Source organism: Rhizobium sp. 01T444 (assembly GCF_056398305.1).
On the sequence record NZ_JBFTPD010000020.1, the window covers coordinates 121,102 to 127,101 of the forward strand.

Annotated in this window: 6 protein-coding genes; 5 read left to right on the plus strand and 1 reads right to left on the minus strand. The window is 49.9% G+C overall.

The features are described from left to right. Positions 1–67 precede the first annotated feature (67 nt). From AC1DTN_RS24720 to AC1DTN_RS24740, 5 genes are all read left to right on the plus strand, one after another. On the plus strand, positions 68–478 hold the full coding sequence (locus AC1DTN_RS24720; RefSeq protein WP_477923004.1) for a helix-turn-helix domain-containing protein: 411 nt from the start codon (positions 68–70) through the stop codon (positions 476–478). Then, the gene (locus tag AC1DTN_RS24725; RefSeq protein WP_477923005.1) at positions 475–828 is read left to right on the plus strand and encodes a hypothetical protein; all 354 of its coding nucleotides are present in this window, start codon (positions 475–477) and stop codon (positions 826–828) included. Before AC1DTN_RS24720 ends, AC1DTN_RS24725 begins: the two co-directional genes overlap by 4 nt. Before the next feature lie 207 nt (positions 829–1,035). Continuing rightward, complete coding sequence (locus tag AC1DTN_RS24730) at positions 1,036–3,237, plus strand: AAA family ATPase (RefSeq protein WP_477923007.1); 2,202 nt, start codon at positions 1,036–1,038, stop codon at positions 3,235–3,237. Continuing rightward, positions 3,234–3,821: a DUF4406 domain-containing protein gene (locus AC1DTN_RS24735; RefSeq protein ID WP_477923008.1), complete on the plus strand. Its 588-nt coding sequence runs from the start codon at positions 3,234–3,236 to the stop codon at positions 3,819–3,821. Before AC1DTN_RS24730 ends, AC1DTN_RS24735 begins: the two co-directional genes overlap by 4 nt. 133 nt (positions 3,822–3,954) lie before the next feature. Further along, positions 3,955–5,325, plus strand: coding sequence for a hypothetical protein (locus AC1DTN_RS24740; RefSeq protein ID WP_477923010.1), 1,371 nt, complete (start codon positions 3,955–3,957; stop codon positions 5,323–5,325). A gap of 69 nt (positions 5,326–5,394) precedes the next feature. Here AC1DTN_RS24740 and AC1DTN_RS24745 read toward each other — a convergent pair whose 3' ends face one another. Then, the gene (locus AC1DTN_RS24745) at positions 5,395–5,910 is read right to left on the minus strand and encodes an ImmA/IrrE family metallo-endopeptidase (RefSeq protein WP_477923012.1); all 516 of its coding nucleotides are present in this window, start codon (positions 5,908–5,910) and stop codon (positions 5,395–5,397) included. Positions 5,911–6,000: the final 90 nt, after the last annotated feature.

The window sequence follows — 6,000 nt, forward strand, 5'->3', positions numbered from 1 at the left end:
ACACAGAACAGAACGAATCATATAATCGCGCTATCTGCAACGGTTTTATCGCATTCGAGATATTTTGATGCAAGACGGATTTATGGAGGCGATGGGGCGAAGGCTCGGGAAAATTCGGAAGGATTCCGGGCTCAAGCAAGTGCCCTTTGCCGAAGCCCTTGAGGTGTCGCAAAGCGCTTACAACACTTACGAGCGCGGAAATCGCGAGATCCCTGCAAAGATTCTCCGGCTTCTTCATGTCAAATTCAACGTGAACCCCGTGTGGATGCTCACGGGGGAAGGAAGCCCATACAATCGCGACACGGTGGATTTGTATCACCAGGTCACTGGGGCGGTTGACGCATTCATTGCAAGGGAAAACTGTCAGGTGGAACCGGACAAGCGCTTGAAGCTTGTCCGCTTCCTGATCGACTACGCCGAACAACACGGCGAATTCACTGAGGAAATTGCAGAAAAGTATCTGAGGTCAGCGATATGAGCAAATCGAGCTTCGAAGAGCAGATAATGCAGGGCGTATACGTGCTTGGGCGCCAGCGCGATCAACTGGCATCCGAAAAGCGAAAGTTAGCAAGGCAATTGCGCTATGCCCAACATTCAGCCCGGCTCACGAGCCTTTCAAAGCAATACGATTTCGGGATGGTCTTCTTCGCTGCAATGGGAGCCGTTTCGCTCATCTTGTTCGATGCAAACAGCGGCTCCGATGCTTGGTTGACGCCCGTGCTTGGCTTTTCAATGATGCTGTTCGCATGTGGTAGTGCGCTGAGAGGCCGAAAGATGGTCAGCCGGATCAGATACTTCCATAGCCGTTTCAGTAGTTGGCAGTTCTAATCATATGAACCATAGCCTTACTTTTCGTAACATTGCCTCTCGTACGATTTCCGGAGGTGATATGCAGGTCGTTAAACAGGAAAATTTCGGCGGGAAATTTCCATCCGAACTCCCCCAAGGATTGAATGATTAACCACCATAGATCATAAAGTCGGTAGGGACTGGCGCGGCAAGAGTGCCGATGCCCAGTGTGGCCAAAAGATTGAAATGCTGGGAAAAATTATGACTTCGCTGGAAGATTATCTGCTGTCCGACTATCTCGTCCACCGCCAGGACATGGCCTCTCTGACTTGGAACATTTCAGAAGCCGTGACGATGCTACTCCAATCGAACGACAACAAAGGTTGGCCCTATCAGTGCACCAGTTCTGACAGCGGCATTCGTGATGGCGAGATTTCTCACGGCACAATGGCGATGGTTCTAACCGCCTTAGGAAGGGCCAGTGGTTTTTGCTCAACGACGTCAGGCACATTCAGTCGTCTCGTCAACAATGAGAAGGCAGATACTCTGGTTGTCGACAGCCTCAAGGTACTTGCTTCCGACTTGGCGTCTTTATCTTCTTCCAAGCAGATGGTTCCGATCTCCAAGACTTTTGGAGATGGAAACCCGCTAACTGTCAGTCATCTCGTTGACCTCCTTGCCTCATTGAAGCCTGATCGTACACTTGCGAAGCTGGCAGATTCTCAACTGCAATCGCTGAAGACTAGTCTCGATCAGATAAGCTCTGCTATTAGCGATGCAGCTGGGTCAATCGAAAAAACTATCCAAAAAGGATTTTCAGGCAGTCAGGAAGATATCCTTACGCCATCAGATTCAAGTTACTATAAAAACGCATTTGTTCCTATGCGCACAGTACGTGCCGCTGTGGGTCTCGGAGAGATCAGTAAAATAGAAAATATACGTAAAATTCTGCCTAACCTGCGGAGTTTTTTTGAAGTGACTCTGCATGAGCAGCTCTCATTTAGTGCGATTCCGGATAGTAGATTCGACGCAGCAGAGCTCGTCTTTAGTCTGGAAGGTCTTGTTCTTTGCGCTAAGGAGGCAGTCGATTCAACACTTTTTCGTCGCGTGCTCGAAGTCCTGGAAGAAAAACAGAATACAAGTGCACATTGGCGGCCAAGCAAACCATTCCTTGCGGCTCCTACGGGCGCAATATTTCTCCCATTGAGTGTCGAAGTTGCTAATTCCCTCATGCGTTCCATTGCGCTTATGGATGAAGGGCGAACTCATGACACATATACGTCTAAAGGTATTCCGTTACTGAAACGGTTCTGGAATTGGTTGCAAGCCAGAGCCGTGAGACTTCAACTCAAAGCTGTCGATTGCATTGGCTGGCATTCCGAACACATAAACGCGCCGCACTTGGTTCACCCTTGGGACACAAGCTTAGTCATCGAGTTCATGATTGGCTATCATGAGCTGCTGGAGCGCGAAATTCAGAGCACGACCTTGACATTGTCTGGTCTGCAGTGTGCGCCACCTAAGCCGCGGGACAGGCAAAACGTCATCGGTGAGTGGGAAAAAGTCATAGACAAAATGGACCCTTCCATCGGAGGTGAGGAAGACCATCAGGTTTATCGGCGCATAGGCAAGGAGTTCGTTGCAGGATGGGCGCTAGGAAAGCCAGAGAATTACTCAATGATGCTTTACGGGCCTCCGGGAACAGGGAAGACAAGCGTAGCTGACAATCTTTGTGAACAGCTCGGAATGCCTCTTATCACCGTCACAGTCAGCGACTTTTTGGGCAGCGGCGGCGCCAACGTCGAGAGCCGGGCCAAAGCAATTTTTCAAACTTTGGAACATCAGCAAGATGCGGTTATCCTATTTGACGAAATCGACAGCTTTTTGCTCGACCGCGACAGTAAATTTTATAGCGATCAAGACAGCCTTTTTCAGTTCCTGACCCCTGGGATGCTGACCAAATTCAACAACCTCAGAAAGGTGAAGAAGTGTATTTTCATTATTGCAACAAACTACGACAACCGGATCGACCCAGCGATTAAGCGTACCGGCCGCGTTGATAAACGCTACCTCTTGCCGCTGCCAGATTCTGAGCGGAGGAAACGCATACTTGTGGATAACGGGTTGCCGAGCGACGGATATTCTGACGAACTGCGAAAAATTTCCGTCTTGTTTGGCTACGGCGACTTGGTGAATGCGGCTAAGGCAGGAAAAGGGGACTCTGGAAAGATCGTCGCGCTGTTAAGTGGAGCGCCACGAGCAACGAGCTTCAATTCTTATCTGAAGCGTCGGAAAGAATATAAGCCTGATTTTCCTGCTGAAGAGTTTGAAGACTTGATCAGACTATCGAACGATGCGGGAGGTTGCGCTGAACTGGAAGAACTACAAGACAATAAACAATGGAAATCCCTTCCTCAAGAAATACAAAATCGAGTTGGAAGTAAATGAAATCTAACTCCAATGAAGATGCTTCAGTACGCAATTCGGAACTCTTGCACTCTGCAATCCTGCAGGCGTGGAAATGCGCACTGGGTGACAAGAAGGTGATTTACTTAAGTGGCCCGATAACAACGGGCCGCCAGATGCTTGAAAATATTCGGGCTGGTGTGATCATAGCAGATGAGGTGATTGCTCGAGAGAACTCCGCTGCCCTTGTTGGGGCTGCGGATACATTGAGGCGCGAATTGAATGATATCGTGCTGGAACCGGCAACATTGTGCATTCCAGGGTGGTCTCAGGCTGAGTACTTAAGGCTCTGGAAGGAGTGCATAAAGCGGTATGTGAGCGTCGTCATGTTTATGCCCGGTTGGCAATATAGCGTCGGCTGCGTTACGGAGTTTGGCTTTGCAAAAACGCATGGCGTAAATACTCAAAAAATCGATGGAACCGAGCTGAGTTCAGAAGAGGCTCTTGCTCTCCTAGACGGGGCTAGAAGTAACTTATATCCCGACCGGCAACACCCTCGTCTAAGAGTCCTCTACGAAGCCCTGGATACAGCGTGTTCGAAATTGATTGCTAGCGGCCTTCTCTAGGCGAAGTGCCGTGACGCATTCGCGAAAGGTGGGGATATTAGAAGCTTGATAACCACTATTAGGCAAACTTCGTTTAAGTTGCCGTGGAAGAGTCTAAAAAGCCCGAATGGGCAGCGAGAGTGAGGAGGGTTTAATGGCTTTTTATAAAGACGAATCTCTCAATGAGCTCGCGCTCGATCGCAATGTCGCGCAGTTCGTAAGCTTTGCGCCGGCATCTAAAGGCTCACTCAAACAGCGTTTTTGCCGGGTTGCAGGTTATGAGCCAAATTACGAGTTTCCAACACTGGAAAACGCCATCAAGGCGCTCCTTGCAATGAGCGTTGACGGATCCGTAAATATTCGGAGCTTTTTGCCTGACGACCCTCGTAGCAAGGAATTCGTATACGGTCTGACGAGTGTCGATACCGTTCTAGCCGAGATGCGACGGCTCTCAGCATCTGGACTATTCCTAATCGTCAATGAGACCATCGATGTCGGGGACGGTGGTGTATCGGGCGTTGTACAGAGCGACGTTATCGAGTTCGCTCCAGATGACACTCCCCGTTGCGTCGAGAAGCCAGGCACAGCCTCGCTGCCATTTACATTGGGAATGGATGTACTGGAGACTGTTTACGGGTTCCGGCCCCAGCTTCAATCGGTGCGTGGTGAGAGGATCGAGTTCAGTATACATCCTCGCCCGCAAGGCTGGATGAAGACTCACACTCTCATATGGGAACGAGAGGTTGGGGTCGTTGGTGAAGCTACAGCCAAGAGTTCTTGGCCAAATCGGTTTAGCCGGCATATTGGCGACAAAGCATTTGGATTGCTAATCGCACATAAATTGGGGCTTCGGGTTCCGCGGACGACAGTTATTAGTCGTCGACTAGCACCTTTCGTATTCGGAAGTGAAACGCGCAGTGGCGAAGTGTGGGTTAGAACCGCTCCAACAGAGCCTCAACCTGGACGGTTTACAACGGTGAAGGGTTGGATCGATCCCTTTAAGCTCCTCGCAAAAGAAGACCCGTCCGGGGAATTTATTGCTTCTGTGCTATGTCAAGCAGCCGTGCCGGCTGATTACTCGGGTGCAGCTATTGCGGGTGGTGACAACAGCGTAATTATTGAGGGCACGGAGGGAGAGGGAGATCGCTTCATGCTCGGCCTCGACTTACCTCAGAAACTCCCTGACAACGTCTTTGAAGAAGTGAGATTTACATTCGATAAGCTGCACGAGTTGCTTGGTCCTGTGCGTTTCGAGTGGGTTTTTGACGGCTTAACAACGTGGGTTGTCCAATTGCATCGTGGCGGCACAGAAACTATAACTGGCGTTCTCGTGCCCGGGGATGCGTATAAATGGACGAGAATTGAAGCTGTATTGCCATTGGAAGACATTCGCGATCTAGTACATCAGGTCGAAGATGGAGCTGGATTAGTTATCGTGGGAGATATTGGTCTTACCAGCCACATTGCTGATGTAGTACGCAAAGCAGGTCATCCGGCACGCGTCGAAAGAAGCATTGCCGCTTAAAATTCATTACTTATTCTGTTATTACCGGTGTCATGGTTTCGGTTATCGAATGCGAGGGCGTTCGCTGTGTTAGCCCTTGACAAGGTACAACATTTGCGTGCCACCAGAGGTATTGGGAGTGGCAATCGTCGCAGCAATTCCAAACAGCAGATTCGAAATTTCCCTTTCAGGAATAGAGAGTTCCCTCGCAATGTGGGACGTTGATATTCCTTCAGACCAAAGCGCCGTAAGGATTTTTCTCCAGACCTGAGATATTTCCCGTTCCATTGCGTCGGGTTCGTTTTCCCTGCCGAGTTTGTTTAGTTGGATATAATTGCCGCGATAATGCCATTCGGAAATCAGCTCGTTTTTACGAAGTGCATAATTTAGCGCCGCCGCCGAAACTCCCCATCGCTTTTTCCACTGGATGATCTGCCGCAAAGACTGAGCCCGCGGGAGCTTAGCTACCAGATCATTTGGCGGAATTAGAAGGGCAGACGCAAATGCGTTTGCCTCATCTTCGTAAGCGCGAATTTCGGTGCGCCTTTTGAGACGCAGCGCTCTGAGGCATGAAGTGTCCACCAAAATAGGTGGACACCAAATCATGGATGAAGATGCTCCTAAACTGCAGGTGCGGCTTGTTGGTCGCGACGGCCGCCGTCGATATGACCCTGCCTCCCGAGATCAGCTTGTCGC